Source organism: Streptomyces sp. NPDC006925 (assembly GCF_042869575.1).
In the GTDB taxonomy this organism is placed as follows: domain Bacteria; phylum Actinomycetota; class Actinomycetes; order Streptomycetales; family Streptomycetaceae; genus Streptomyces.
In genome coordinates this window covers 33,875-59,418 of record NZ_JBIAGB010000017.1, presented here as the reverse complement: position 1 = coordinate 59,418, position 25,544 = coordinate 33,875, and the positions used below count along the sequence as shown (strand labels likewise).

The following is a 25,544-nucleotide window of genomic DNA, read 5'->3' as shown; positions in this document are numbered from 1 at the left end:
TCCCGGACTTGGTCTAGACCATGCCTGAGTCGACGGAAGCGGTCAAGATGCTCGGGGACCGCTTGAGACTCGGTTGACAACCGGTCGGGACATCCGAGGCAGACCGCGCCGGGCGGAACGCGCCCAGGTCCGCCGCCCACCCTTCCCGGCGCCGGTCAGCGGGCGGGGGGAAGAGGCCTACGACCGTGCGACGGGGCGGTGGTGCCGCGGGCCGCGACGTCCGGACGCGGCTCGGACCGCAGTGCCTGGACGACCGGAGGTCAGGTTCGTTCCGCCGCCGATCAGTTCCAGGTTCTGGGCACGGCAGAGCAGCACCGCGACTCCGGCCGCCGCATCGCAGCAGACCATTGACACCAGGTCCCGCCGACCGCCCACCGCGCGGGAGAGCGCCGCCACTTCCAGCAGGGCGCAGCCCAATTCGCCGTCGCTCACCGAACCGGACATGCCGATCACGACGCAGACGCGGGGCGGGGTGGGGCGCGGCCCCGGCAGCAGCGCTCCGGCCCACCCGCCGAGCGCCGGGTGGGCCGCCGGTAGCTGTGCCCTCACCCACACCCGGTGCGCTCGCCGTCGCCGCCGAGCGGACGGTCGCAGCCGGCAACTTCCGCCAGGGCTGCGGCGGATGGAACGCCTCCTCAGCCCAGCGGCGCCACCCCTCCGGGGCGTCTCCCGGACGCCCTCTGGCTCCTTCCGCCTCGATCATGGACGGTGGCACGCCCTCCTCGCGGACGCGCTGCCACATCGAAAGGCGGGACGGAATCGGATTCGCGAAGTGAGTCGCCATCAGCACTCACCTTGTGCGAACGATTCCCCCGATCCAGGTGAGGAGTAGTTCTTCATCGCGGGCATCGTCGCCACCTCGATGATGAGCAATCACCCCTCTTCGAAGCCGTGCCGGCAACGGCCGCACCCCTGCCTGTGCCGGTGGGAACCCTTCACGCGTCCGGCCCGGCCCGCGCGGGATCAGGGGGCCAACCGGTCCAGCTCCCTTCCGATCGCCTCCCGCAGCGGGTCGTGCTGCGGTCCGAGCCGGAACTCCCGCGCACTCCACCGCTCGCGCGGATGAAGCCACACCGGACCTCCCACGAGGTCGGCCGGTTCCCAGTCGTACCGGGGCCACACGTGCGCGTGCAGAAACGGGTCCGTGTTCCCCAGGATCTCCAGGTTCACCCTCCGGAAGGCCGGGTCGAGCCGACGGCAGGCGCGCTCCACCGCCTCGCCGAGCCGGTCCATGTCCGACAGGAACGAGCGCCGCCTCTCCTTCGGCAGGTCCGACAGCCGCCCCACGTCCGGGTCGTCCACGAGCAGCAGCGCGTAGCCCGGCAGGAACTGCACATCACCGATCACCGCGAACCCCGAGGCCACCGCCGCAGCACAGCGGGGTTCTCGCCGCGCAGCGCGCTCCCGATCCGATCGGCCCGCCAGTCTGCCGTCATCGCCACATCCGCTCTCTCGCCGGTGAGGAGACCGCCGCGGCCTCCGGGCCGCGGCGGAGCGTGCGGAACCCCGCGTTCACGATCGCGTCCGCGCGGAGTGCCAGCTGCCCGGCAGGCTCACACCCGCGGGGGCCGTCCCGCCGTCCGAGGGCACCAGCCCTGCCGGAGCCTCGCCCTGCGCCTGGGCGAAGCCGACCGCGCCACCGGAGAACGTCGCGCGGGTGAAATCGGCACTGCCGTCCGCGAAGCGCGCGCCGGTGAAGGTGACGGCACCGGCCGAGAAGTCCGCGCTGCCGACATCGACGGCACTTCCGGCGAACCGGGCGCGGTCGAAGTCGACGGCGGCGCCGCAGAAGCGGGCGCCGTGAAAGCTGACCGTGCCCCGGAAGCTGCCGGGGTTGCCGGAGAAGTGCGCCCCGCGGAAGCTGACTGCTCCGTCGGCGAAGTGCGCGCCCTTGAAGGAGACCGTGCCGCCGGTGAAGAGCGCGGCGCCGAAGCCGACGGTGCCGCCGCAGAACCGGGCGTCCTCGAAGCTGACGCGGCCACCGGAGAAGTGCGCGCCGTTGAAGTTCGTGGTGCCGCCCGCGAACCGGACGCCGGTGAAGTTCACGGTACCGCCGCAGAACCGGGCCCCGTTGAGCACCACCGATCCCCGGAAGACGGCGCCCTCGAAGCTGACCGAGCCGCCGGAGAAGTGCGCGTGGTCGAGGGAGCCGCCGTCGAGGACGGCGCCGGTGAAGTCGAAGTCGTAGCCCTGCCAGGAGTGCGGGTGGTCAGTCGGGAGGCGGAGGCGGTCGCGGATGAGCCGGACCACGGTGCGGCGGACCTCGTGCAGGCCCACGTGCCGTGGGCTGCCGCCGACCTCCGTCCGCTCCGGGTCCTCCTCGGGCGGGTAGGGCAGCCGGAGGTAGGCGCACAGCACGTCGATGCAGGTCTGGCGCTGCGCCCTGTTCGGGGCGTCGTCCGCCAGACCCGCCAGGGCGTGCACACCCCCCAGGCGGACCGCGGCCGGCTCCTCGCCGAGTTGGCCGACCGCGCCGGTGAAGCGCTCGGTGTGCAGGCGGGTGGCCTCCCGGCGGGCACCGTCCTCATCGACCCGCTGACGCCGGTAGGCCACGACCAGCGCGACGAGTGCCCCGGAGCCGGCCACCACCCCGAAGGAGAGCTTCACCAGTTCGAAGACGGTCTTCGACGTCAGCTGCCGCTCCCGCTCGATTCCCCGGGCGCCGAGCAGGTCCCACCCGGTGAGGAACACCGCGGCGGCGACGACCACCGAGGCGAGGAAGGTCAGGGCGAGTACGGAGCCGACCGGCCACAGGCGAAGGCCGCTGCGGCCCTCCGGGAGCCTGGACTGTCGTGACATCACACTGCACAAGCCTCTCTCACCCGCCCGGCCCGCGACACCGGTTTCGCCCAGATCCGCAACACCCCGGCGGACAGCGCCGGGCGCACCTTCGCGAACGATGGTGCACGAACCCGACCGCCGCGTGCTGCCGTACGGTGCAACCCTCCTACGATCGCGCGGACTGTCCGGGCGTTCACGGGGCCGAAAACCCGAGTCCCGGCGCCTGGGCCGGTGACCGGCCCGTGACCGCGGCCGCGGACCGTTCTTCGACGTGCCGCGATGGCCACCACCGGGTGGCCTGCGGCGAACCGAACCCCGGGCACCTTCGACCGGCCGCGTCGCGGGCCGGTCGGCGGGCCGGTCGAAGGTGCCCGGGCGCCCGCTCCCGGCACCGGCCCGCGACGCGCCCGGGTCCTCGCGGAGCCGGTCGCCGCTCTTCCGGGGCCCGCCGGTCGAACGGATATATGAGGATCCGGAAAACGGACCCCCCGCGCGGGACTCGTGGTTTTCCCGAAACGGCACGGTGACAGGGCGGTGTTCTCATGACAAGGCAGGGGCCGAGCGACTCCTTCCGACCTGCGGAAGAGGTCCGACGAAATCCGGCGGCGCCGGTCCGGAAGGGCGGGAGGGCGGACCGGCTGTTCCCACGGTCAAGGGATGGAGAGGGCGAATGGTAAAGCTCCCGAGCGGCACCCGGCAAACACGAGCGGAGTCCGTTCGGGCCCAGCGGAAAGCGCCGGCGCGCATTCCGCCCCGGAGTCCCTCCCGCGGGCGGAATCCGGGGTGCCGCGCGGACCGCCGGAGGGCCTCGCGGGCGGGGGGGCGGCGAGCCGGGGCAACGGGGTCCGGCCGCCCGGGTGTGCCGGCGCGGCCGGCACGTCCCAACGCCCCTGCGACCAGGGGTGCTTCACCCGATCGGGCCAATCGCGCTGGGGTGGTCACGCGGGCGCCGGAGCCGCCTCCAGAGACACCTTGACAAGGGGTGATCCCGACCTCACAGTGGTCGCTACGTACAACGCAACCGGATGCGTTCTCTGCGTACATCCATCCCCTCCCTTTTCTGGGGATCACTGGAAGAACACCCCTGCGGGTGCCATTCGGCCTGCCCGAATAAACCCGCACGACCGTCGTACGTATTGCTGCCCGCCCGACCGGTGGAACAGGATCGTGCGGCCCCCCATGTGCGTTAGTGGATTTCTGCCCGCTGGGCGGTGATGCCTGAAAGCTCGCACATAAATCCTGGATAGTTAACGGAAGGGTGAGTGCCACATGACACAGAACGCTGTCGACACGCCGCTGCAGGCTGCCGAGCATGAACCCTTTCTGCAGGTCATGTGGCGAGATTCGGAAACCACCGCCCGGGGCTACGTCGTGATCGACCAACTGGTGTCCGGCATCGCCACCGGCGGCCTGCGCATGCGGCCGGGATGCACGCTCGACGAGGTCGGCGCCCTCGCCCGGGAGATGACGCTCAAGATGGGAGCCTTCGGCATCCCGGTCGGCGGCGCCAAGGGCGGCATCGACTTCGACTCCGCCGACCCCCGCGCCGACGGGGTGCGGGAGCGGTTCCTCCAGGGCGTGCGGCCGCTGCTGGAGCGCTTCTGGGTGACGGCGGGAGACCTCGGTACCCAGCAGGACGAACTCGACAGCGCCTTCGGGAGGGTCGGCCTCGGAGACACCTCCTTCCACGCCGCTATGGTCCGTGCCCCGGACGAGGAGGAAGCGCGTGAACGCGTCCGGCAGGCTTTCGCCACCCGGACGGACGGCCTGAAGCTCTCGGAGCTGGTCGGCGGCTTCGGAGTGGCGGAGGCGGCGCTGGCGGCGCTGGAGCACCGCGGCATCCCCGCCTCGTCCGCTCGCGCCGTCATCCAGGGCTTCGGCACGATGGGAGGGGCCACGGCGCTCTATCTGGCGCGCGCCGGAGTGAAGATCGTCGGTGTCACCGACGCCCAGGGACTGGTCCGCAACCCCTCGCGCGGCGTCGACGTCGAAGGCCTGCTGCGCGCACGCAGCACCAGCGGGGTCATCGACCGCTCCGCGCTGCGCGACGACGACGAGGTGTGCCCCGGCGACGCGTGGCTGGATCAGGAGGTCGACGTCCTGGTCCCGGCCGCCGTCTCCTACGTGATCACCGAGGAGAACTGCCACCGCGTCACTGCCGAGCTGGTGGTGGAAGCCGCGAACGTACCCACCACCCCCGAAGCCGAACAGCTCCTGAAGGAGCGGGGCGTCGGCGTGGTGCCCGACTTCATCGCGAACACCGGTGCCGCCGCCGGAGCCTGGTGGGTCATCCTGGGCGACGTGGTCAGCCCCAGTGGAGCCTGCGGCCGGCTGGCCTCCCAGATCCGGCCGCTGGTCCGCGAACTGATGATCCTGGCCGACGAGACCGGAATGTCCATGCGCGCCGCCGGGGTCCGGCTCGCGAAGCAGAACTCGCAGCGGATGATCGGCGAGTGCGGGGCTGCGGTGGCCTTCCGCGACCTGTTCGACCGCACGGCTCAGGAGCAGCAGCTGCCGGACGCACACACCGCTTCGGCGCTCGGGTCCGCGCCGACGCCGGCCCCCGAAGCCGCCACCGACGTCCTCGCGGCGGCCCCGCCGAACGGGGTGGCACCGATCGTCGCCGAGCTGGAACCGGACACCGGGCTCATGGAGACCGGGCGGCAGCCCGCAGCCGCCTTCCCGGCCTACTGGCCGGGCACGGCAGACGAGCCCCCCGCGCGTCACTGAGAAGTCTCGCGCCGGGCAGGTGCCTGCGGTCGGGAGGTTCCGGCCGCAGGCATCTCCCGTTCCGCCCCGATGCGGCAGAGCCGCTGTGTCCGGCCCCGGTGCCTCCGCGGTGAGCCGAGCCCGCTCCCGCCGGCGGGCGGCGCGCCGGAGTCCGTGCAGCCGCCCTCCGGGGAGGGCGCGTTGGGCCCAGGGCGACCGGATGCCGGGACGGGGCGGAGATGCAGGAATGGAGGTGCGGCGGAGCCCGGTTACCCGGTGCGGAAGGAAAGCGCACCGGAGGGATGGCGATCGATGACGCGGGTGAGTGAACAGCCCCAGGACTCGGCCGGAAGGCCGCAGCCCAACCGATCTGACGAGGGGCGCGACAGCCCGCCCCGGCGGACCGGGCGCCAGTTGGTCGCCGCCTCGGTCGGCAACGGCGTCGAGTGGTACGACTGGTTCGCGTACTCCTTCCTCGCCACCTACATCGCCGACGAGATCTTCCCCAAGAGCGCGGGCAGTTCACTGGTCCCGCTGCTCTCCACCTTCGCCGTCTTCGCCGTCGGCTTCTTCATGCGGCCCGTGGGCGGCCTGCTGCTGGGATCGGTGGCCGACCGGGCCGGGCGGCGGGCCGCACTGACGCTGACCATCCTGCTGATGGGCGGCAGCAGCCTGCTGGTCGCGGTCACGCCCACCTACGCGTCCGCCGGGGTCCTGGCCCCGGTGGTGCTGGTGGCAGCGCGCCTGCTGCAAGGGCTCTCCGTGGGCGGTGAGTTCGCCGCCTCGACGACCTTCCTGGTGGAATCGGCCGGCCCCGGCCGACGGGGGCTCTTCTCCAGTTTCCAGTATGTGTCGACAACCGCGGGCCAGCTGGTCGCCAGCGGTGTCGCCGCGCTGCTCGTCTCCACCATGAGCGACGGGCAGATGCACCAGTGGGGCTGGCGGGTGCCGTTCCTGTTCGGGGCGCTGCTGAGCCTGGCCGGATTCTGGGTGCGGCGCGGGGCGCGGGAGACTCGGAGCGAGCAGCAGGCCGGAGCGCCGCGCCCCGGGCTCTTCGACGCGCTGCGCCTGCACCCCCGCGAATCCCTCCTCATCGTCGGGATCACGGCCGGCGGGACGATCGCCTACTACGTGTGGACTTCCTATCTGCCAACGTACGCGGAGGTCAACGCCGGTCTCGACAAGAGCGACGCGCTGGTGTCCGGCACGATCTCGCTGGTGTTCTTCATGCTGCTCCAGCCGCTGGGCGGGATGCTGTCCGACCGGATCGGCCGCAAACCGCTGCTGCTGGCTTTCGCGATCGGCTTCGCCGCACTGTGCGTGCCGCTGCTGCATGCGGTCGGCGACTCGTTCGCCTCACTGCTGCTCGTCCAGTGCGTCGGCATGGTGCTGCTCACCGGCTACACCTCGATCGCCGCCGCGGTGAACGCGGAGATCTTCCCCGCCCGGGTGCGGGCCACCGGCATCGGATTCCCGTACTCGCTGGCGGTGGCGCTCTTCGGCGGCACCGCGCCCTACGTCGGCACCCTGTTCGAGGACCTGGAGATGCCGGACGCCTTCCCGTGGTATGTGGCCGCGCTGTGCCTGCTGTCCGCGCTGGTCTATCTGCGGCTGCCGGAACGGTCGGGGGAGGAACTGGAGCGCTGACCGAGGCGCCGTCCCGCACGACCGGGCAGGCCCCCGATCCCGTAGAGGCAGGAGGCAGGAGGCAGGAGGCAGGAGGCAGGAGGCAGGCCGCGCGGGAGTGCGGCCCGGCCGCGCACACCGTCCGCCGAATCCCGGGGCTCTTCCCGGGATTCGGCGGACCGGCGAACCGGCGGGGAGCTACCGTACGGATATGTTCCGCTCCACACGGTCACCCGAGGAGGAATCCTGTGCCCTCGCCCTGCGATCCCCAGCACGCGCCCGCCGGTGACGTGGGCGCAGCCCTCATGATGATCGACTCCCAGCTCAAGGCCGTCTACGACGAGAACACCCGACCCGACGCCGAACGGAGGCGGCTGGACCGCCAGTTCGCCGCCTCACTGGGCCCCGGCGGCATCGACGACGTGCTCGACGGCGCGTGCACGCTCATCTACCTGTTCATGCGGTGGCTGCGACTCGCCTATGAGGACCACGACAAGGACGTCATCGAGTGCGTGGTCCCGAACCTGGTCGCCTCCATGCGCATGATGCCCAAGAGCGTCCGTCCGGAAGTCGTCCCCACCATGGCCGGCCTGCTCGTCGCCGCGGGCACCGGTCTGAGCCCCAGCCTGTGGCGTCAGCAGTTCGGCGAGTGGCGGCGGGAGGAGCTGAGTTCCCTGGAGGCCACCGCCTTCCTGCTCGCCGAGCTCATCAACCGGATCACCGACGACCGTGACTTCGCCACCCGCATGATCGCCGAGGCGCTCTCCAGCGCGGACGGGAGCTGACGCGCCATCATGCCCGCCGCGGGGACGGCCCGTGCGGCAGGCGACGTGCACGCGACGCGACGACCCGAACCGCGCTTCGCCCCAGAGCCGAGAAGCGCCCCTGCGTGGTCCCCTGCGGTGCCGGAGCCGCGAGCGCACCGATATCCCGCCGACCGCGGGAACGCCGCTCAGCGCAGCGGGTCGAGACGGCGCAGCAGCGCCGGCGCCTCACCACCGGTCATGGCGTCGGCGAGCAGCCGCCCGGTGAGCGGCCCCAGCACCATGCCCCACATACCGTGGCCTCCGCAGACCTGCACCCGTGGCGAGCGGCTCGGCCCGACCAGCGGCAACCCGTCCGCGGTGCACGGCCGGGATCCCACCCACTCCTCGCGGCGGTCGTCCCAGTTCACATCGCGGAACATCGGCCGGGCGGACTCGACGATGGTGCGCACCCGCCGCTGATCGAGCGGCGCGTCGGGCGCGCGGAACTCCATGGTGCCGGTGACCCGGAAGCGGTCGCCCAGTGGATTGCACGCGATCCGCTGGCCCGACAGATAGATCGGATGCGTCGGCATCGCCCGCGGCCGCACCGTGAAGCTGTACCCGCGCCCCGCCTGCACCCGCATCCGGACCCCGAAGGGCCGGGCCAGGGGGTCGAGCCACGCGCCGCAGGCGAGCACGACCGCGTCGGCCCGCACCGGCTCCGCCACCGCGGAGGCGGGAGAAGGCACCAGCTCCACGCCTGCCCGGCCCCGGTCCCGGATCCGGGCCACCGAGCAGCCCTCGACGATGTCCCCGCCCCGGCGGCGGACATCCTCCGCGAGCGTGCGCAGGAACGCGGGCGGGTTGATGAAGCGCTGCCCGTGCACTTTCAGGCCCAGGCGGACTTCGTCGCTGAGCGCGGGCTCGAGTGCGCGCAGCTCCGCACCGGAGACGGCCTCGAACCGGGCCTCGTCACCTCCTGTCGCGCTCATGTGCGCGAACTCCTCCAGGACATGTGCGCGGTCCTGCTGGTTCCGGCAGGCGATGACCAGCGGGTCGGCGTCCTTCACGGGGGCGTGCACGCCGCCCTCGACGAGCTGCTCGTACGCCGCGAGGCAGCCGCGGTTGAGTTCGTTGAACACCGTCATCGTGCGCCGCCACCGCCGTGCCGTGCAGTTGCGCGCGAACGAGAGGAGGAAGGCCCACAGGTGCCGGTCGACCGCCGGCGGCACGGACACCGGCGAGTCCCGGTCGAAGAGCGAGGCGATGCCGTAGCGCAGCACGGACGGCTCCGGCAGCGGCACGGTGAACGCGGGATTCAGCATGCCCGCGTTCCCCCATGAGGACCCCGCTGCCACTCCCTCGCGGTCCAGCACGGTCACCCTCACCCCGCGTTCCTGGAGGAACCACGCGGCGGAGAGCCCGGCCATGCCGGCCCCGACGACGGCGACGTGTTCGGGTGCGGTGTGCGATGTGTTCACGGTCACCTCGAAGTATCCGGAGAAGCAGTGCGGTTGCCGAACCCGTCGGTCGAGCCGCCGCCCGGCGGCACCGGCCCGAGCCCGACGGGAACCGGTCTCACACCTCGATGACGTCCGCCGGGCCGTGGGTGAGCACGCGCGTGCCGTGCTTCTCGACCACGAACGTCTGGCTCAGGCCGACCACTGACGTGCCGAACGAGCGGAAGGAGCCGGGAATGTGGAATGCCATGCCGCTCACCAGAGGCTCGTGATTGTCCGGGGTGAGGTAGAAGGGGGCGCCGTCCATCCAGTGCGGCTTGTGCGCCAGACCGACGGGATAGCCGAAGAGCTGGTGGAACATGACATCGTCCGGGAGCGGGCCCAGCGCCTCGCCGGCCTGGACGGCGACCTGCGCGGCGGTGACCCCCTCCGCCGCGGTCTCCAGCACGGCGGCGACGGCCGTGCGGGCCAGCTCCGCCAGCCGCCGGTCCGCCGCGTCCAACGCTCCGCCCCGCACCACCGTGCGCATCACCGGCGCGTGGTAGCGGTCCCGGGTCCCGGCGAACTCCAGGAAGGTGGGCCCGCCGCCCAGCTCCCGGCCCACCCAACTGGAGTGCGGGATGCCGCCGCGCCGCCCGGTGGCGACGACCGGCCCCCAGGCCGAGGGCGAGTCCGCCTCGCGGTACAGCGCCTCGGCGATCGCCGCGGCCACCGAGGAGTCGGTCGCTCCGGGCCCTCCGGCGGCGGCCACCCCCGCCGCGACGCCCCGCTGGGTCACCGCGGCCGCCTCCTCCATCCTGCGCAGCTCGGCGGGGGAGAGCACCAGGCGGGCGCGCTCGACCAGATGGTCCGGGTGCACGACCACCAGCCCCTGCTCGCGCAGCAACTCCAGCACGCGCGGGGGCGTGGAGGCGTGCCCGACCTCGACACCCACCCGCGCGCCTCGGGGAAGCACCGTCGCTGCGTGCCGGATGAAGAGTTCCAGACCGCGCAGCGCGTCCGCGTAGCCGCAGTAGTGGAGATTGCCGGCCACCGAACTGGCCAGCGCCCTGCCGACCTCCAGGTCGGGCAGGTACAGATGGGTCTCGGAGCCGGTGACCAGCAGCGGCTGCGGAGCTGTCTCCGCGGTGTGGAAACCGCACAAATACTCCACGCTGGAGGGGCGGAAGACCAGCATCGCGTCCAGCGGCAGCCGCTCCATGCGGCCGCGCAGCTCCCGCAGCCGCGCTGCGTACTCCGCCTCTTCGAACGCGGGGCCCTCCGTCGCCCGGATCGATGCGGCGTTCTCCTCGGTGAGCCAGCCCGGCGACGGGGCGTTGCCCAGCCGGGTGACGTCGGGTCCGTGTATGCCGTGTTCCGTGGTGCCCATGTGCCCCTCTTCTCTTCCTGATGCAGGAATGCGGTGGACCGCTCGGCAGCCGTACCCCGCCCGCCGCGGCCGTGGGCCAGTGGGTGGGTTCCAGGGGCATCCGGTTGCCCGTGCAGGGTGCTCGTCCTACCCGCCCGGCGCGGGGGAGCGCACCGGGCGGGGTCCGGCGGCTCCCGGTGTCCCGTCCCACCGCCGGGGCGGCGCGAGCGGGAGCCGGCCCGGGAGCCGGGAAGGGTGGTGGGTGAGGTCGGTCTGCCGCGGGGGGATCCGCCCGGCGGCCGGGCTTTCGCCGTGTCTGCAGTCTCGTGCACCCCGTTCTTTCACGTCCATCGGGAAAACCTTCAGCGATCTCATTAGATTTGGTTAATGGAACTCTCGCTGAACCGGTTGCGCATGCTCCGGGAGCTGTCCCGGCGCGGCACCCTCACCGAAGCGGCGGCGGCGCTCCACTACACGCCCTCGGCCGTCTCCCAGCAGTTGGCCGCGCTGGAGCGGGAGGTGTGTGTGCCGCTGCTGGAACACGTCGGGCGCCGCGTCCGGCTCACCGAGATCGGGCGCGTGCTGGCGCAGCACGCCGAGGAGATCCTGGCCGCCGAGGAGCGCGCCCGGATCGCGCTCGAACAGGCGCGGGAGACCCTCACCGCCGACCTGACCGTGGGCGTACTGGCGACCCTCGCCGGAACCCTCGTGCCGCCCACGCTGGCCACCCTCGCCGAACGCCACCCCGGAGTGCACGTCAGGACCCGGGAGGTCGTACCGGAGGAGACCCAGGCCGCCGTACGGGACGGTGACCTCGACCTGGCGTTCGTACTGGACTATCCCACCGCCCCCGGCTCCGGCGCCCTGGACGGCGCACTGGAGAGCACTCTGGTCGGCGTGGAGCAGCTCTACCTCGTCGCCCCGCACGGCGCCCTGAGCACACCGGCGGCCCTGGGCGAGTCCGCCGAGGAGCCGCCCTCGACCGCCGCCCCGCCGCGGCTCGCGGACCGGGACAGCGCGGACCCGGGCGCCCCCGTGGACCTCGCGGACCTGGCCGGGAGCTCCTGGGTCGCCTCCGGGACCGACACCGAGTTCGGGCGGGCCCTGTGCGCGGTGTGCCGGACGGCCGGCTTCACCCCGCGGATCGCGCATCAGATCGACGAGCAGGCCACGGCCATGGCGATGGTGGCGACGGGCCTCGGTATCACCCTGGTCGCCGAACTCGCGTTGCCACTGCGGCCGGCGAACGTCGACGTCTTCCCCTTCCGGGACCCGATCAGGCGCCGCATCACCGTCATCCGGCGGACCTCGACCAGAGACCGCCCCTCCGAACTGGCCTTCGTCCGCGCCGCCCTGGACACGGCAGCCGCGCTCCGGCTGCTGGAGGATCCGGACGGTCGCTGAGAGACGGCCGCACCGCGCCCTCGATGCCGGGCTCCGGATCTCTCACCTCCAGGGGAGCAAGCCGCACTGTCGTAGGGACGGGCCGTCGAGCCGACTTCACCGTGCCGTTGTCCCGCCACCATTGACCGTGCGGGGCGGCTCCGTCGGCACCGCGCCCGTCCCACCGGCCGCAGCGCCCGGCTGCAGCGCCGCGTACTCCAGGGGCGCCGACGGGTCGACGGACACTCCCAGCGGCGCGGGCTCGGCACCGGAGCGCACCAGCAGATCACCGACGGCCGCGATCATCGCCCCGTTGTCCGTGCACAGCGTCAGCGGCGGGACACGCAGTTCGACCCCGGCCGCGGCGCACCGCTGCTCCGCCAGGGCCCGGACCCGGGAGTTGGCCGCCACGCCGCCGACCACCACCAGCGTCCCGACACCGTGGGCGCGGCAGGCCGCGACCGCCTTGCGGGTCAGCACGTCGGCGACAGCTTCCTGCAGGGCGGCGGCCCCGTCGGCCACGGGGGGCTCCTCGCCACGGAGGCGGTGTTGCTCGGCCCAGCGGGCCGCAGCCGTCTTGAGCCCGGAGAAGGAGAACGCGTACGGGTCGTCGCCGGGACGCGTCAACGGCCTGGGGAAGGCAACGGTCCGCGGATCGCCGTCCCGTGCCGCCCGGTCGACGGCCGGACCGCCCGGATACGGCAGGCCCAGCACGCGGGCGACCTTGTCGAAGCACTCACCGGCCGCGTCGTCCAGGGTGTCACCGAGGTGCAGGATCGGCTCCCGCACCAGGTCCCGGACCAGGAGCAGCGAGGTGTGGCCGCCGGAGACGATCAGCACCACGGAGGGGTCGGGCAGCGGTCCGTGCTCCAGGGTGTCCGCCGCGACGTGTCCGGCCGATGGTGCACCCCGTACAGCGGCACCCCCACCGCGTACGCGAGGCTCTTCGCCCCGGCGAGCCCCACCTGCAGCGCGCCCGAGAGGCCGGGCCCGGTGGTGACCGCGAGCGCGTCGAGCTGGCTCAGCCTCAGCCCTGCCTGGTCGAGCGCCCGCCGGACCACGGGGTTGAAGGAGTGCAGATGCGCGCGGGCCGCGATCTCGGGCACGACACCGCCGAACCGTGCGTGCTCGTCCATGCTCGACGCGACGGCATGCGCCAGCAGCTTCCCGTCCCGCACGATCCCCGCGCCTGTCTCGTCGCACGACGACTCGATACCGAGCACGATCGGTCCTCGGGACACGGCCACTCCCTCACGTCCGGCTTTCTTGCACCCTCATTGTAATTGCAAGCAATATGCAATAAGACGGGAACTCGCAGAGCGCACTCCCGCCTGCTGCCGGGGCCGCCTGGCCGGTACCGAAAGAGCGCTCATGGATCCGTCGTGACGCTGGAGGCAGAAGGCGGCCCTGACGCGCGGCCGGACAGTGCGGGCAGCGAGAATTCCCGCACCGGAACGCCAGTGACCATGAAGGAGAACCCGTGAGCAGACCGGCTCCGCAGCATGCGGCCGTCCTGTACGCGATATCCGCCACCTGCGCCGTCGTGGGCGCGCTGCTGTGGGTGCGCGGACACGACCGGATGGCGCAGCCACCCCGCTCCTACGGGGCCTACCTGGCGGTCGACGGCTATACGCCCTCGACGTGGCAGGTTTGGTCCTCGGCGGTGCCGCAGGACCGACTGGGTGTGTACCTCGTCGTGTTCGGCGCTCTGCTGGCGGTGGGGACGCGCGTGTTCCTGGCGCGGCGCGGCTGACGGCCGTCCGGTCGCGGAGGCTCCGCACATCCGCGGGGGATCGGCGCACCGCCGGGTGCTGCGCGAGAACCCCGGCGGTGCGCTGCGGGACCAGCACCGAGCGGTGCGCTGCGGCGGCACGGAACCGACCGGCCGTTCACGTCGCCGCGGATCCGAGTGAACCAGCAGGCGCGATCAGGCGCCCGGGACGGCGTCCTGAGGCACCGTGTGCCAGTTGGTGACGACGGGCTTGTCGACGGTGATGCTGCCGGTGTCGAGGCTGACCGGGTCGGTCCTGTCGTCCCTGCTGACCGTGGCGATGACGGCGCTCAGCTCTTTGCCGCCGTCGGTGCCGGTGGTCTTGGGGTTCACCCCGGCGTAGGCGGTGGTGCCGCCGCTCAGCTTCGTCTGCTCCCCGACGGCCTGCTCGGCGGGCGCTGCCTCGGTGCCGTCGGAGCCGAACGCCACCACGGGAGGCGTGCCCGGCAAGGTGCAGCTGATGCCCGGCTTGGCGGTCACCGACAGCAGGATGTACCCACCCGCCTGGGACTCGGACCTGGCGCTCCAGGACAGGTCGTTGGCGCCGCACACCTGCCCGTAGCCGCCCTTGCCGGTGCCTTCGCCGCCGCCCTTCGCGGAGCTGTCACCACCGGCCGCCTTCCCGTTCCCCGCCGTCGCGGAGCCGCCCCCGGACCCGGACTCCCCGCCGCCGGACTCCTTCTCCTGGCCGACGGACCGGGAGGCGCCGGGGGAGGATGAAGGAGCGTCCGCCGCACTGTCGCTGGTGCCGCCGCCGTCCTGGCAGGCCGTGAGCGAGAACGCGGCGGCGACAGCCGCGGCCAGCAGGCCGGTGGTACGGAGGGTGCGGCGCGCGCGGCGAACGGGCTTCACGAGATTCTCCCCTGTGTCGTGGGTACGGCCAGGCCGCCGCGTTCTTCCGCGGGCGTCCCGGCCGGAGTCACTGGTCGGTACGTGCACTGAGATGGCGCGTGCCGGGGAGTTGTTCACCTGATTGTGTCCCCGCTGTGTAACGGCCTGCCCGACCCCCGCCGCTTCCTCGGCGGACACGGCGAGCGGGAGTGCGCATTCCCGTCGGCCGGCCGAGGAGCGGGCGGGCCGCACAGCCGGCCCGCCCGGCGGGAACGGGCCGGTGTGCGCGCCCGTTCAGTCCTCGCGGCCGGAGGTCAGCCCGCGGCGTCCAGCGCCCGCCGGGCCCCGGCGACGACGGCGGGGTCGGTGACGAAGTGCCCGTCCTCCGCGGCCGAGGCGCCTGCGGCACCGAGCGGCACCCATCTCCCGCCGCGCCGGGGCGCGGCCCGGGTCTTGGCGGAGAGGTGGACGGCGGCGGCGCCCGCGGCGAGCAGCTCCGCGACCGTGCCGGGGCGCACCCCGCCGCCGGCCATCACCTCCACGCCGTCAGCGGCGGCGGCCATCGCGGCGATCACCCCGGCGCCCTCGGCCGCGGTGGCGGCGCCGCCCGAGGTGAGCACCCGGTTGAGGCCGAGCCCGGGCAGCAGCGCCGCGGCCGCGACCGGGTCGGCGGTCTGGTCGACGGCCCGGTGCAGGGTGACCTCGACCGGCCGGCCCGCGGCGTGCGCGGCTTCGGCGAGCGCGGCCACGACGGGGACGTCGAGGGCACCGGCGGCGGTGAGTGCCCCGATCACCACTCCGGCGGCTCCGGAGGCGACGGCCGACCGCACCTCGGCGGCCATCAGCGTCACTTCCTCCGCGTCGTGCACGAAGTCGCCGGGCCGGCACCGGACCAGCACGTGCACCGGCGGGCCCGCTTCGACGGCGGCCTCGACGAGCGCGGCGGACGGGGTGAGGCCGCCCAGCTCCAGGCCGGTGCACAGCTCGACCCGGTCGGCGCCGTGTTCGCGCGCGATGCGGGCACCGGCCGGCGAGGTGACGGCGATCTCCAGGGCGGGGCGGGCGGTCACTCGTCGTCTCCGGTCAGCGGCTGGTCGGAGGCCGGGATGCGGCGGGCTCGCAGGTCGGGGTCGGCCATGCCGCGGTCGAAGGGGAACATCGGGCGGCGGATGCGGTGGTGGCCCAGGCGCACCAGGTCCTGGTCGACGCCGCCGGGGGTGAGCGCCATCTTCCAGCCGACCGACATCTCGGCCAGTTCCGGTTCCAGGTAGCCGATCTTCACGATCACGATGTCGGCGCTGCGCGGGTCGAGGCCCAGGTCGGTGAAGTCGTGCTCGTGGTGGTAGGGCTTGCGCAGCCGGGTGAGGATCGCGTGGACGCTGCCGGCCCGGATCACGACCTCGGTCCCGGCGTCCCGGTCGCCGTGCCGGACGGCGTGCACCACGCCGGTGAGGGTGACCGGACCGGCGTGCCGGTCGTCCACCTCGGCCCCGGCGGTGACGGTGACGGTGGCGCCGACGCCCGCCGCGACGGCGGTCTCGACCGCCTCCGGCCCCGGGACGGAGGCGTAGAGCACCGTCGGGCCGTCGTCCTGTTGGAACTCCGGGCGCTCCAGCAGCCGGGTCAGGCCCCAGGTGACGTCGCCCGCGCCCCCCGCGGTCGGGTTGTCACCGGTGTCGCTGACGAAGAACGGCCGCTGGTCGGAGGCGAGCGCCTCGTCCAGGATGCCGTCGAAGGTGCCGGTGGGGGCGACGAAGTCGAAGTCGTGGCGAGCGTTCCAGAAGCCGCGGGCGAGCCGTTCGGCGCCCGCTGCGACGGCGTCCCCGTCCGGGCCGGTGACCACGACGGCGGCCCGGTTGCGGGGCTCGTCGGCCCAGGCGTAGCCGACCCAGATCGCGGCGTCGGTGACGCCGTCGGCGGCCTCGACCTCCTCGACGGCGGCGTACACGCTCCGGGCGGGCTCCACGCGGGTGGAGGTCTGCTCGCCGGCCAGCAGCACCGGTACCGGCACCCACGCCTTGGCCGGGCGGGGTGCGCCGGAGGCCAGCAGGTCCACCAGGTTGCGGGCGGCCCGCTCCTTGGTCTCCATGTGGTCCTCGTGGGGCGCCATCCGGTAGCAGGTGATCAGGTCGCTGCGGTGGACGAGTTCCCGCGAGACGTTGCCGTGCAGGTCCATGGACGTGGAGACGGTCACGCGGGGGCCGACGGTGGCGCGGATGCGCTCCAGCAGCACGGCCTCGGCGTCGTCGACGCCCTCGACGGTCATGGCGCCGTGGATGTCGTACCAGAGGCCGTCCGGCTCGGGCAGCGCTGCGAGCCTCTCGATCAGCTCGCCGGTCAGCTCCTCCCAGGCGGCGGCGGTGACGGTGCCGCCCGGCAGCGACTTGCCGACGAGCGCGCCGTGCCACTCGGCGGCCTCGCGCAGCTCCCGGCCGGGTGCCAGGAAGGGGTAGCGCTCGAGCACCTTGTCGCCGCGCGCGGGATGGAAGGCGGGGGCTCGGGTGCGGGCGGGGGAGAAGGTCGAGGACTCGATGCCGAGTCCGGCTATCGCGATCACCGGGCGGTCGGCGGGGGTGCGGGGGCGTGACACGGCTGTTCTCCTACGGGGTGCGGGGGCCCGGCGTGGCGGGGGAAGCGGGGGAAGCGGGGGAGGGGAGGTGGCCGGAGGCCAGGTCGGTGCGGCCGACCTGGCGCAGGGCGTCGGCGAGGGCGCGTTGCAGCGCGAACTGCCCGGCGCCCACCAGCCCGGCGTCGGCGCTGAGGCTGACGCGTTCGATGGTGAGGTGCTCGGTGACCAGCGGGTGGCAGCTCTCGTACAGCTGGCTGCGCACGGCGGCGACGAACGGTTCCAGGGTGGAGAGGATGCCGCCGAGGTAGACGGCGTCGGGGTTGAAGAAGTTGACGTTGGCGGCCAGCACCTGGCCCAGGTAGTCGCCGGCCTTGCGGACGGCGCGGGTGGCCTCGGGGTCGCCGTGGCCGGCGAGCCGCACCACATCCTCCAGGCGGTCGACGTGTGCGCCGCGCTCGCGCAGGATGCGGACCAGCGCGGCGCCGGAGGCCACGGTCTCCAGACACCCGGTGTTGCCGCAGGAGCAGGGGGTTTCGGCACCGCCGACGACGCGGATGTGGGTGATCTCGCCGGCGGCTCCGGTGGCGCCCCGGAAGAGCCGGCCGTCGGCGATGACTCCGGCCCCGATCGCGGAGCCGATCTTCACCATGATCGACTGGCGGTGTTCGGCGGGCCGCACGGTGTGCTCACCGACCGCCATGCAGTTGGCGTCGTTGTCGGCTGCGGCCGGGACGCCGAAGCGGTCCTGCAGCCAGGAGATGATCGGGAAGCGGTTCCAGCCGGGCATCCGGGCGGGCATGACGACCGAGCCCGAGACGACGTCGACCGGGCCCGGCAGCGAGAGGCCGACGCCGCGCAGCCCGGGACCGTGGTCCTCGGCCAGTGCCTGCAGGGTCTCGGCGAGCCGCGGCAGGGCCGCCTCGGGCCCCTCGTCGATGGCGAACGGAACGGTCGAGACGCCTGCGACGCCGCCGCCGGGCAGTACCACGCCGACGCGGGCATGCCGTCCGCCGAGGTCGGCGGCGACGGCGAACTCGTCGGTGCCGCCGAGCCGCAGCACCTTGCGGGGCCGCCCGCCGGTGGACGCCTGGGTGCCCTCCTCGGCGATGAGCCCGCGCTCGACGAGCCGGCTCACGGCCAGCGAGACCGTGGAGGCGGCGGCACCGAGCAGACCGGCGAGCTCGGCGCGCGAGGACGCCTGTCCGGATGCCACGAGCTCCAGGATCCGCGGAGCGAGGGTCGAGGCGCCCTTCGCGTCCTTGGAGCCCTCTGTACTTATTTCATTCATGGACGAAGTAACTTCCGCGATGGAGGGGTGTCTGGGAGACGGTACGCCGGGGCAGCGCGTTGCGGAACGGTTCCTGGTGATCTTTTCCAGCCATAAAATCCACCCAATACCCCGCGAAAGACAGCAGCGTGGCCGGTTCTCGGAGTGAGTCGAACTTTTTACAGAATCGCAGATACTTACTTGTTACAGAACTTTGTTTGTGTGCGGGCCGCAGCAGGCGTTAGCTGTCGTGAACACAGCGCCGGTCCGACGGCGCCGGCCCGGTTCGCCGGGCTCCCCCTTCGGGTCCTACCTCCTGAGGAGAGCCATGTCCCCTGCTCGTACGGCCGCCGGCCGCCGCTGGGCCCTCGTCGCGGGCGCCACCGCCACCACCGGTGCACTGCTGGCCGGCTGCTCCGGAGGCGGCACCTCGTCCGCCTCCGGCGCCTCGGACACGATCAACTACGCGCTCCCGGCCAACTTCACGCCGAACTGGATCCTCCCGATCGGCACCGCCGCACATCTGAACACCAACAACTCCTCCATATCCCAGTCCCTGTGGGAGCCGCTGATCGCCTACGACGGCTCAACCGGCAAGGTCGGCTGGAACAAGGACAACTCGCTGGCCACCGCCGCGGACTTCGCCGACGACAGCAAGAGCGTCACCGTCACCCTCGGTGACCGGCACTGGAGCGACGGCAAGCCCATCACCTCCCGCGACGTGGAGTTCTGGTTCAACCTCGTCAAGGAGAACAAGAAGGACTGGGCCAGCTACAGCCCCGGCAAGGCACCCGACAACTGGAAGTCCTTCAAGACCGTCGACGACACCCACTTCACCCTCACCTTCGACCGGGCCTACAACCAGCAGTGGATGCTCGCCAACGAGCTGAGCATGATCCGCCCGATGCCGCAGCACGTCTGGGACAAGACCGGCGACTCCGGCTCCGTCTCCGACCTGGACCGCACCCCCGCCGGGGCGAAGAAGGTCTGGAAGTACCTCAACGGAGTCGCCAAGAAGATCTCCGGCTACGCCACCGACCCGCTGTGGAAGACCGTCAGCGGCCCCTACACCCTCAAGTCGTTCTCCACCGCCGGAAAGGTGCAGCTCACCGCCAACGCCGAGTACGACGGCCGGGGCAAGGCCCACATCAAGAACGTCAACCTGCTGCCGTTCACCACCACCGACGCCGAGGAGAACGCGCTGCGGGCCGGCACCGTCGACTACGGCTACATCAAGGCCACCGACCTCGGCCAGAAGTCGCAGTTCACCGCCAAGGGCTACTCCGTCCGGCCGTGGTCGGGCTGGGCCATCACCTACATGCCCTACAACTTCAACAACCCGAAGATGGGCCCGGTCTTCAAGCAGCTCTACGCCCGCCAGGCCATCCAGATGTCGGTGAACCAGAAGACGCTCTCCAAGGTCGTCTTCAACGGCACCGCGGTGCCCACCTACGGCCCGATCCCGCAGGGCCAGAAGTCCTCCTTCGTCTCCAAGAAGCAGCAGGACAACCCCTACCCCTACGACACCGCCAAGGCCCGCAAGCTGCTCACCGGCCACGGCTGGAGCGAGCGGGGCGGCACCATGGTGTGCACCAGCCCCGGCGACGGCGAGGGCCACTGCGGCAAGGGCGTCGACAAGGGCACCAAGTTCTCCATGCAGGTGCTCTCGCAGTCCGGCTCCACCGTGACCGACAACATGATGAGCGCCCTGCAGTCGTCGTTCGCCAAGACCGGCATCGACTTCCACATCAAGACCGCACCGGTCAACTCCGTCCTCTCGCAGTCCGGCCAGTGCAAGGCGAGCGAACCGAGCTGCAAGTGGCAGCTCTCCTTCTTCGGCACCGCAGGCAGCTGGTACTTCCCCGCCTACCCCAGCGGCGACTCGCTCTTCGCCGGCGGCGGCGGCTCCAACTTCGGCAACTACTCCGACCCCGAGGTCGACAAGCTGGTCGCCCGGACCACCACCTCCGCCTCCGACGAGGCCATGCGCGAATACAGCGCAGCCCTCGCCGAGAAGCTCCCGGTGGTGTGGCTGCCCGAACCCGACTACCAGGTCTCCGTGGTCAAGAAGGGGCTCGGCGGCTTCGCGCAGGACTCGCTCGCCAACTTCCACCCCGCCATGTGGAAGTGGACCAAGTAGCCCCGAGCAGCCCGTCCCCGCGACCGCGCGCACCACCGAGCCCGAACGACGGAACACATATGAGCACTCCCACATACCTGATCAGACGGGTCCTGCAGGCCGCCGCGGTCATCCTGATCGTGACGATCGTGGTCTTCGCCCTGCTGCACGCCCTGCCCGGGGGTCCCTCCCGCGGGATCCTCGGCCCGCAGGCCACCGCGCAGCAGATCGCGGCCTTCGACCACGAGCAGGGCCTCGACAAGCCGCTCCCCGTGCAGTACCTCTACTACCTGGGGCAACTGGCACACGGCGACCTCGGCACCTCCTACACACTCAACGAGCCGGTGTCGCAGCTGATCACCGAGCGGCTGCCGAAGACCCTGCTGCTGACCGTCCTCTCGGCGGTCGTCGGCCTGCTGCTGGCCGTGCCGCTGGGCATGTGGCAGGCCGTGCGGCGGAACAAGCCGGTCGACTACGTCATCACCACGCTGAGCTTCATCGCCTACTCCACACCCGTGTACTTCCTCGGGCTGATCCTGGTGCTGATCTTCAGCCAGGCGCTGCCGTGGTTCCCCTCCCAGGCCCCGCAGGGGCACACACTCGGCGAGGTGCTCGCCTACCCCCAGGGACTGGTACTGCCCGTCGCCGCGGGAGCCGCCTCCATGGTCGCCGTCTTCAGCCGCTACATGCGCGCAGCCACCCTGGAGAACCTCTCCGAGGACTACGTCAGGACGGCCCGGGCCGGGGGCTCCCGCTCCCGGGCCATCCTGTGGCGGCACGTCTTCCGCAACTCGCTGACCCCGGTGGTCGCCATGCTCGGCTACTACGTGCCGGTGCTGTTCGGCGGCGCCCTGGTCGTCGAGCAGCTCTTCAACTACCCCGGCATGGGCCTGCTCTTCTGGACCGCCGCACAGTCCTCCGACTACCCGGTGCTGCTCGGCTGCGTGCTGATCATCGCGGTCGCCACGGTGACCGGCACGCTGCTCGCCGACATCGTCCAGCGGATCATCGACCCCCGAGTGAAGGCAGGCCGGTCATGAGCACAGTCATGCAGCCGGGCCGCACCCCCGGCACGGCCACCACCCCGGAGCCCGCCGCGTCCGGAACCCGGCTGGCCGTCCGGCGCTTCCTGCGCAACCGGCTCGCCGTCGTCGGCCTCGGCGTCGTCGTCTTCTTCGTCCTGTTCTGCTTCGCGGGCCCGCTGGTCTACTCCACCGACCAGACCCACACCCTGCTCCACCAGGTCAACCTCGCCCCCAGCGGCGCACACTGGCTGGGCACCGACGCAGTCGGCCACGACGAACTGGGCCGGCTGATGTACGGCGGCAAGGTGTCGATGACCGTCGGCCTCGCTGCCGGTGTCCTGGCCACGGTCATCGGCACCCTGTGGGGCGCCGCCGCCGGATACGCCGGCGGCTGGGTCGACGCCGTCATGATGCGGATCGTGGACGCCGGTATCGCCATTCCCGCCCTCTTCATCCTGCTGGTGGTCTCCGCCATCACCACCCCCGGCCTGGGCGGCCTCGTCCTCATCCTCGGCTTCGTCTCCTGGCTGGTGCCCTCGCGGCTGGTCCGCGCCGAGACACTCACCCTGAAGAACCGCGACTACGTCCTGACACTGCGCGCCATCGGCGGCACCCACTCCAGAGCCATCACCCGGCACATCCTGCCCAACTCGGTCTCCACCATCGTCGTCGCGGCCACCTTCCAGATCGCCGACGCCATCCTGCTGGTCGCCTACGTCTCCTACCTGGGCCTGGGTGTCCAGCCGCCGTCCACCGACTGGGGCGGCATGCTGTCGGCGGGCCTGACCGCCGCCTACTCCGGCTACTGGTGGCTCATTCTGCCGCCCGGCCTCGCCATCATCCTGGTGGTGTGGGCGTTCAACGCGATCGGGGACGGGCTCCGCGACGCATTCGACGTGAGGGGACGCGGATGACCGCCACCGAAAGCCCCGCCGCACCGGCGGCCGGGCCCATCCTGCAACTCGACGACCTCGGCGTCGTCTTCACCACCCAGTCCGGCGAGGTGCCCGCCGTCCGCGGCGTGTCCCTGCTGGTCGAACCCGGCGAGACCCTCGCCCTCGTCGGCGAGTCCGGCTCCGGCAAGTCCACCGTCGCGCTCGCCGCGATGGGCCTGCTCGCCGGCAACGCCCGCGCCACCGGGAGCGCCGCCGTGGCCGGCACCGAGGTGATCGGCGCCGGCGAGTCCGCACTCGCGGGCCTGCGCGGCCGGACCGTCTCCATGGTCTTCCAGGAACCGGCCACGGCGCTGGACCCGCTCACCCGCGTCGGCAAGCAGATCGCCGAGGTCGTCCGAAACCACCGCGACGTCTCCGCCAAGGAAGCCGCCGCCGAGGCCGTGGACCTGCTGCGCCGCGTCGGCATCCCCGAACCGGAGAAGCGGGCCTCCGCCTACCCCTTCCAGCTCTCCGGCGGCCAGCGCCAGCGCGTCGTCATCGCCATGGCCATCGCCAACGAACCCGCACTGCTCATCGCCGACGAGCCGACCACCGCACTGGACGTCACCGTGCAGGCCGAGATCCTCGACCTGCTGCGCCGCCTCGCCGCCGAGACCGGCACCGGCGTGCTGCTGGTCACCCACAACATGGGCGTGGTCGCCGACTTCGCCGACCGGGTCGCGGTGATGTACCAGGGCACCCTCGTGGAGACCGGCCCCGTCGAGGACGTGCTGCTGCGCCCCTCCCACGAGTACACCCGGCGACTGCTGGCCGCGGTGCCGCGCCTCTCCGTCGCCGACGCGGGCGCGCCGCATGCGGCACGGTCCGCCGCGCCCGCTGCCGGGGCCGAACCGGTCGTCGAACTGGACGGCGTCTGCGTCCTTTTCGGACGCGGCAGGAACGCCGTACGGGCGCTGGACGGTGTCTCCCTCGCCGTCCATCAGGGCGAGACCCTCGGCCTGGTCGGCGAGTCCGGATCCGGCAAGTCCACCGCCGCCCGGGTCGCGCTCGGCCTGGTCACGCCGACCGAGGGCACCGTCTCGCTGTTCGGCACCGACCTGGCCCGCACCCGCTCCCGGGCCCGCCGGGCGCTGCGGGCCGGCATCGGCGTGGTCCTGCAGGACCCGGTGGCCTCGCTGGACGCCAGGATGACCGTCGGCGAATGCGTCGCCGAACCCCTCAGGGTGCACCGCCGGTCACTGAACACGCGGGAGCGCCAGGACCGCGTCGCCACCGTCCTGGACCGGGTCAGACTGCCGCGCGAGGTGGCGCGGCGGGCCCCCAGGGAACTGTCCGGCGGGCAGCGCCAGCGGGTCAGCCTCGCCCGCGCCCTGGTGCTGGAGCCCCGGCTCCTGGTCGCCGACGAACCCACCAGCGCGCTCGACGTCAGCGTGCAGGAAGCCGTCCTCGAAGTGGTCTCCGAACTCCAGGCCGAACTCGGCTTCGCCTGCCTCTTCGTCTCCCACGACCTCGCCGTCGTCCAGCACTTCGCACAGCGCGTCGTGGTGATGCGCGCCGGCCGCGTCGAGGAGCAGGGCGACACCGGCAGCACGCTGCTGCGGCCGGAGACCGACTACACCCGCAGACTGCTGGCCGCCGTGCCGGTGCCGGACCCGGTGGTGCAGCGCGGCCGCAGAGCCGAACGCCTGGCCACCCTGGCAGCGGGCCGGACGGAGGCGAGGGCTTGACACCCCGGGAACGCACCCTCTTCGCCGGAGTGGACATCGGCGGAACCACCACCGAAGTGGTGCTCTGCGCCGAGGACCTGACCGTCTTGGACCGCGCCGGGACGGCGACCCCGGCGTCCGACGGCGGCCAGGCCATGATCGGCAAGGCGCTCGGCGCGCTGGCTCCGCTGCTGGAGCGCACCCCCGGGCGGCTGGCCGGCGTCGGTACCGGTGCGGCCGGCGTCGTCGACTCCGCCGCCGGACGCATCCTGGTGGCCAGCGACTCCTTCACCGGCTGGGCGGGCTTCGCGGTCGCCGACGCCGTCGAATCGGCACTCGGCGTCCCGGCCTACCTGGACAACGACGTCAACGCCTTCCTGTACGGGGAGGTGTACGGCGGCGCCGTGCGCGGCGAGACCGACGTCCTCGGCATCACGCTGGGCACCGGGGTCGGCGGGGCGCTGTGGACCGGCGGCGCACTGTTCCCCGGACCGCACGGCGCGGCGGGCGAGATCGGGCACATCCCCGGATTCGGCGACCTGCCCTGCACCTGCGGCGGCCGCGGCCACCTGGAGACCCTCGCCTCCGGGCGTTCGCTGCGCGCCCGGTACGCCGAGCGCACGGGCCGCCGGCTCACCGCGCGCGAGATCGCCGACGCCGCCGGACACGGCGACGCGGACGCCCTCGCGGTCTACCGGGCCGCAGCCGGGGGCCTCGCGCGGGCCATCGTGATGACGGCGGGCCTCGTCGACGTCACCACGGTGCTGGTCGGCGGCGGCGTCAGCGGTGCCTGGTGGCTGCTGGAGCCCCTGATCCGGGAGCGGTTGGCCGCCGAGCCGCCGGTCAGCGGCCACCCGGTCCGGCTGGTGCGGGCCGCGCTGGGCGCCGACGCGATCCCGGTGGGCGCGGCCGCCAGGGCCCGCCGGGAACTGACCGCGGGCGCTCTGGTCTGAGACCCGCACCGGGGATCCGCCGGCGGCCACGAGCGGGTGGTGCCGGGCGGGCGGCACCGGGGGAGGAGGCATCGCCGGGGCCGCCCGCGGGCCGGTCGGCGCGCATCGCGGCAGGGCCGTCGCCTTCATGTCGCCTCCGGAGCAGGGGAATGCACCCAGCCCCCGTGCCGACGTCTGCGGCCTCCCGGCCCCCGAACGGCCGGAGCACCCGGCACCTTGCCTCCCCGGAGCCAGCCCCGCGCCCTCCGGGACTGCGTGCGAGAGTGCTGACCGAGCCGCGGACCAGAGTGATACCCGGTCCGTGTCTCGTCATGAAGCGGGGCCCGCGGGCTCACCGGGCCGGCGCCACGGCAA

Annotated in this window: 17 protein-coding genes and 3 pseudogenes; 10 read left to right on the top strand and 10 right to left on the bottom strand. The window is 72.7% G+C overall.

What is annotated here, in order from left to right; genetic code table 11:
• Window positions 1-13 precede the first annotated feature (13 nt).
• The 3 genes and pseudogenes from ACFYNS_RS22035 to ACFYNS_RS22025 all read right to left on the bottom strand — a co-directional run.
• A pseudogene (locus ACFYNS_RS22035) lies at window positions 14-694 on the bottom strand (hypothetical protein); the annotation flags it as partial.
• A gap of 269 nt (window positions 695-963) precedes the next feature.
• Window positions 964-1,436: pseudogene (locus ACFYNS_RS22030) on the bottom strand (HIT family protein).
• 76 nt (window positions 1,437-1,512) lie between these two features.
• A complete protein-coding gene (locus ACFYNS_RS22025; protein WP_388604654.1) occupies window positions 1,513-2,799 on the bottom strand; it encodes a pentapeptide repeat-containing protein in 1,287 nt (428 codons plus the stop codon).
• Window positions 2,800-4,050: 1,251 nt separating this feature from the next.
• On the opposite strand from ACFYNS_RS22025, the gene ACFYNS_RS22020 reads away from it, so the two are divergent.
• The 3 genes from ACFYNS_RS22020 (at window position 4,051) to ACFYNS_RS22010 (ending at window position 7,901) form a co-directional block, all read left to right on the top strand.
• Window positions 4,051-5,511: a Glu/Leu/Phe/Val dehydrogenase dimerization domain-containing protein gene (locus ACFYNS_RS22020; RefSeq protein WP_360300122.1), complete on the top strand. Its 1,461-nt coding sequence runs from the start codon at window positions 4,051-4,053 to the stop codon at window positions 5,509-5,511.
• 291 nt (window positions 5,512-5,802) lie between these two features.
• On the top strand, window positions 5,803-7,137 hold the full coding sequence (locus tag ACFYNS_RS22015) for an MFS transporter (protein ID WP_388604652.1): 1,335 nt from the start codon (window positions 5,803-5,805) through the stop codon (window positions 7,135-7,137).
• Window positions 7,138-7,364: 227 nt separating this feature from the next.
• On the top strand, window positions 7,365-7,901 hold the full coding sequence (locus ACFYNS_RS22010) for a hypothetical protein (protein WP_360300127.1): 537 nt from the start codon (window positions 7,365-7,367) through the stop codon (window positions 7,899-7,901).
• A gap of 167 nt (window positions 7,902-8,068) precedes the next feature.
• On the opposite strand, the gene ACFYNS_RS22005 is transcribed toward ACFYNS_RS22010, so the two are convergent.
• Window positions 8,069-9,343 (bottom strand): NAD(P)/FAD-dependent oxidoreductase, encoded by a 1,275-nt coding sequence (locus tag ACFYNS_RS22005; protein ID WP_388604650.1) that lies wholly within the window; start codon window positions 9,341-9,343, stop codon window positions 8,069-8,071.
• A gap of 97 nt (window positions 9,344-9,440) precedes the next feature.
• A complete protein-coding gene (locus tag ACFYNS_RS22000) occupies window positions 9,441-10,691 on the bottom strand; it encodes a M24 family metallopeptidase (protein ID WP_388581171.1) in 1,251 nt (416 codons plus the stop codon).
• Between the two features lie 366 nt (window positions 10,692-11,057).
• Between ACFYNS_RS22000 and ACFYNS_RS21995 the strand changes: the two genes are divergently transcribed.
• Complete coding sequence (locus ACFYNS_RS21995) at window positions 11,058-12,074, top strand: LysR substrate-binding domain-containing protein (RefSeq protein ID WP_360300136.1); 1,017 nt, start codon at window positions 11,058-11,060, stop codon at window positions 12,072-12,074.
• 96 nt (window positions 12,075-12,170) lie between these two features.
• On the opposite strand, the pseudogene tsaD reads toward ACFYNS_RS21995, so the two are convergent.
• A pseudogene (tsaD, locus tag ACFYNS_RS21990) lies at window positions 12,171-13,279 on the bottom strand (tRNA (adenosine(37)-N6)-threonylcarbamoyltransferase complex transferase subunit TsaD).
• Window positions 13,280-13,533: 254 nt separating this feature from the next.
• Between tsaD and ACFYNS_RS21985 the strand changes: the two are divergent.
• Window positions 13,534-13,806 (top strand): hypothetical protein, encoded by a 273-nt coding sequence (locus tag ACFYNS_RS21985; RefSeq protein ID WP_360300142.1) that lies wholly within the window; start codon window positions 13,534-13,536, stop codon window positions 13,804-13,806.
• 174 nt (window positions 13,807-13,980) lie between these two features.
• On the opposite strand, the gene ACFYNS_RS21980 is transcribed toward ACFYNS_RS21985, so the two are convergent.
• From ACFYNS_RS21980 to ACFYNS_RS21965, 4 genes are all read right to left on the bottom strand, one after another.
• Window positions 13,981-14,676, bottom strand: a complete 696-nt coding sequence (locus ACFYNS_RS21980) for a DUF4232 domain-containing protein (protein ID WP_388604647.1) — start codon at window positions 14,674-14,676, stop codon at window positions 13,981-13,983.
• 293 nt (window positions 14,677-14,969) lie between these two features.
• Window positions 14,970-15,725, bottom strand: a complete 756-nt coding sequence (locus ACFYNS_RS21975; protein ID WP_388604645.1) for a copper homeostasis protein CutC — start codon at window positions 15,723-15,725, stop codon at window positions 14,970-14,972.
• A complete protein-coding gene (locus tag ACFYNS_RS21970; RefSeq protein WP_388604644.1) occupies window positions 15,722-17,245 on the bottom strand; it encodes a M81 family metallopeptidase in 1,524 nt (507 codons plus the stop codon). The genes ACFYNS_RS21975 and ACFYNS_RS21970 overlap by 4 nt, the downstream gene beginning before the upstream one ends.
• 10 nt (window positions 17,246-17,255) lie before the next feature.
• Window positions 17,256-18,512 (bottom strand): ROK family protein, encoded by a 1,257-nt coding sequence (locus ACFYNS_RS21965; RefSeq protein ID WP_388604643.1) that lies wholly within the window; start codon window positions 18,510-18,512, stop codon window positions 17,256-17,258.
• A 307-nt stretch (window positions 18,513-18,819) separates the two neighbouring features.
• On the opposite strand from ACFYNS_RS21965, the gene ACFYNS_RS21960 reads away from it, so the two are divergent.
• Genes ACFYNS_RS21960 through ACFYNS_RS21940 form a run of 5 tightly spaced genes read left to right on the top strand, consistent with a single transcriptional unit; the run spans window position 18,820 to window position 25,190 of the window.
• Window positions 18,820-20,631: a peptide ABC transporter substrate-binding protein gene (locus ACFYNS_RS21960; protein WP_388604642.1), complete on the top strand. Its 1,812-nt coding sequence runs from the start codon at window positions 18,820-18,822 to the stop codon at window positions 20,629-20,631.
• 59 nt (window positions 20,632-20,690) lie between these two features.
• A complete protein-coding gene (locus ACFYNS_RS21955) occupies window positions 20,691-21,650 on the top strand; it encodes an ABC transporter permease (RefSeq protein WP_360290605.1) in 960 nt (319 codons plus the stop codon).
• The gene (locus ACFYNS_RS21950) at window positions 21,647-22,549 is read left to right on the top strand and encodes an ABC transporter permease (RefSeq protein WP_360290608.1); all 903 of its coding nucleotides are present in this window, start codon (window positions 21,647-21,649) and stop codon (window positions 22,547-22,549) included. The genes ACFYNS_RS21955 and ACFYNS_RS21950 overlap by 4 nt, the downstream gene beginning before the upstream one ends.
• Window positions 22,546-24,258: a dipeptide ABC transporter ATP-binding protein gene (locus ACFYNS_RS21945; RefSeq protein WP_388604639.1), complete on the top strand. Its 1,713-nt coding sequence runs from the start codon at window positions 22,546-22,548 to the stop codon at window positions 24,256-24,258. Before ACFYNS_RS21950 ends, ACFYNS_RS21945 begins: the two co-directional genes overlap by 4 nt.
• Window positions 24,255-25,190 carry an ROK family protein gene (locus ACFYNS_RS21940; protein WP_388604638.1) on the top strand — a complete coding sequence of 312 codons (936 nt, stop codon included), beginning with the start codon at window positions 24,255-24,257 and terminating at the stop codon, window positions 25,188-25,190. The genes ACFYNS_RS21945 and ACFYNS_RS21940 overlap by 4 nt, the downstream gene beginning before the upstream one ends.
• The last annotated feature ends 354 nt before the right edge of the window (window positions 25,191-25,544 follow it).

Excerpts from the sequence above, each read along its gene's own strand:
- ACFYNS_RS22025 (WP_388604654.1), bottom strand. The coding sequence starts at position 2,799 with ATGTCACGACAGTCCAGGCTCCCGGAGGGCCGCAGCGGCCTTCGCCTG.
- ACFYNS_RS22020 (WP_360300122.1), top strand. The coding sequence starts at position 4,051 with ATGACACAGAACGCTGTCGACACGCCGCTGCAGGCTGCCGAGCATGAA.
- ACFYNS_RS22015 (WP_388604652.1), top strand. The coding sequence starts at position 5,803 with ATGACGCGGGTGAGTGAACAGCCCCAGGACTCGGCCGGAAGGCCGCAG.
- ACFYNS_RS22000 (WP_388581171.1), bottom strand. The coding sequence starts at position 10,691 with ATGGGCACCACGGAACACGGCATACACGGACCCGACGTCACCCGGCTG.
- ACFYNS_RS21995 (WP_360300136.1), top strand. The coding sequence starts at position 11,058 with ATGGAACTCTCGCTGAACCGGTTGCGCATGCTCCGGGAGCTGTCCCGG.
- ACFYNS_RS21965 (WP_388604643.1), bottom strand. The coding sequence starts at position 18,512 with ATGAATGAAATAAGTACAGAGGGCTCCAAGGACGCGAAGGGCGCCTCG.
- ACFYNS_RS21960 (WP_388604642.1), top strand. The coding sequence starts at position 18,820 with ATGTCCCCTGCTCGTACGGCCGCCGGCCGCCGCTGGGCCCTCGTCGCG.
- ACFYNS_RS21955 (WP_360290605.1), top strand. The coding sequence starts at position 20,691 with ATGAGCACTCCCACATACCTGATCAGACGGGTCCTGCAGGCCGCCGCG.
- ACFYNS_RS21950 (WP_360290608.1), top strand. The coding sequence starts at position 21,647 with ATGAGCACAGTCATGCAGCCGGGCCGCACCCCCGGCACGGCCACCACC.
- ACFYNS_RS21945 (WP_388604639.1), top strand. The coding sequence starts at position 22,546 with ATGACCGCCACCGAAAGCCCCGCCGCACCGGCGGCCGGGCCCATCCTG.